The organism is Flavobacterium sp. (genome assembly GCF_003525665.1).
Lineage (GTDB): Bacteria > Bacteroidota > Bacteroidia > Flavobacteriales > Flavobacteriaceae > Flavobacterium.
This window is the reverse complement of the sequence record NZ_DQDX01000189.1, coordinates 1,649-2,991: the sequence shown is the minus strand read 5'-3', so window position 1 is coordinate 2,991 and position 1,343 is coordinate 1,649. Positions and strand designations below refer to the sequence as shown.

Sequence of the window (1,343 nt, the reverse complement as noted above, 5' to 3'; positions counted from 1 at the left end):
AGTATATGTTTTAGAATTTTTCTTTTCTACTTGTCCGTCAATTTGCCCAATTATGAATAAAAATCTGATTGGTATTCAAAATGATTTTTTTGGGAATCCAAATTTCGGAATTGCATCAATTTCCATAAATCCAGAAAACGATACACCAGAAGTTTTAAAAGCGCATGCCAAACAACTCGGAATAACTTCTGTAAATTGGCATTTTCTAACTGGAGATAAAGCCTACATAATGGATCTTTCTAACAAAGGATTTAATATTTATGCTGGACAAAATGAAAAAGTTGCCGGCGGTTTTGAGCATTCGGGACTTTTTGCATTAGTCGATAAAAATGGAATTATTAGATGCAGAAAAGACGCGCAAGGTAATCCAATTATGTATTATGACGGATTAGAAAAAGATGGTGTAAACGCTATCAAACAAGATATTAAATTATTATTAGAAGAATAAAATGGAAAATTCATTAGAAAAAAAGTTCAATAAACCTATCATATTTGTTTCAATATTAATTCCAATTGTTGTAGCAATTTTATTCAATGTAAAGCTTAAAGATTTTGGAATAATCGTTGAACCATTATCATTTTTACCACCAATTTATGCGTCAATAAATGGTTTGACAGCTATTTTGCTAATTGCTGCAGTTATTGCAATAAAAAATGGAAAAAGAAAACTACATGAAAATATAATGACAACAGCCATTGGTTGTTCTGTTATATTTTTAGTGATGTATGTTGCCTATCACATGTCGGCCGATTCAACAAAATTCGGAGATCTAGACCATAACGGAATTGTCGATGCAACAGAATTGGCAGCTGTTGGTTCGATGCGTTTGGTTTATTTTTTAATTCTAATCACACACATTATCTTGTCAATAATAATAATTCCGATGGTATTGTTTACTTACGTTCGAGCATTATCAAGAGATTTTGATAGACATAAAAAATTAGCAAGAATCACTTTTCCAATTTGGTTGTATGTTGCTATCACTGGAGTTGTAGTTTATTTAATGATAGCACCTTATTATGCAAACTAAAGAAAATAGAACAAAGAAAATAGAAAATAGAGAAGAGAAAAGACAACTGTTTTCAGTAAAAGGATTTGTCTTTATTCTTGTTTCTATATTCTTTTCTCTTTCTGCAAACGCTCAATGTGCCATGTGTCGTGCAGCGTTGGAAAGTGAAGGAAACACCGTAAAAGCCGAAGCTGTAAACGACGGAATCGTCTATCTTATGGGAATTCCCTACGTTTTAGTTGGAATCGTTGGATTCGTAGTTTACAGAATGTATCGTAAAAAGAAAGTTGCTTAAAAATCTGAAATCTGCTATCTGAAATCTGCCATCTGAAA

Annotated in this window: 3 protein-coding genes; all 3 read left to right on the top strand. The window is 31.9% G+C overall.

Annotated elements, in window-relative coordinates; genetic code table 11:
* Nucleotides 1-448 (top strand): SCO family protein (locus tag DIU01_RS13355; protein WP_290835244.1); only part of this gene is annotated, 448 nt, incomplete at its 5' end.
* 1 nt (nt 449) lies between these two features.
* A complete protein-coding gene (locus DIU01_RS13350; RefSeq protein WP_290835242.1) occupies nt 450-1,031 on the top strand; it encodes a DUF420 domain-containing protein in 582 nt (193 codons plus the stop codon).
* On the top strand, nt 1,021-1,305 hold the full coding sequence (locus DIU01_RS13345; RefSeq protein WP_290835240.1) for a FeoB-associated Cys-rich membrane protein: 285 nt from the start codon (nt 1,021-1,023) through the stop codon (nt 1,303-1,305). Before DIU01_RS13350 ends, DIU01_RS13345 begins: the two co-directional genes overlap by 11 nt.
* Nucleotides 1,306-1,343: the final 38 nt, after the last annotated feature.

Excerpts from the sequence above, each read along its gene's own strand:
- DIU01_RS13345 (WP_290835240.1), top strand. The coding sequence starts at position 1,021 with ATGCAAACTAAAGAAAATAGAACAAAGAAAATAGAAAATAGAGAAGAG.
- DIU01_RS13350 (WP_290835242.1), top strand. The coding sequence starts at position 450 with ATGGAAAATTCATTAGAAAAAAAGTTCAATAAACCTATCATATTTGTT.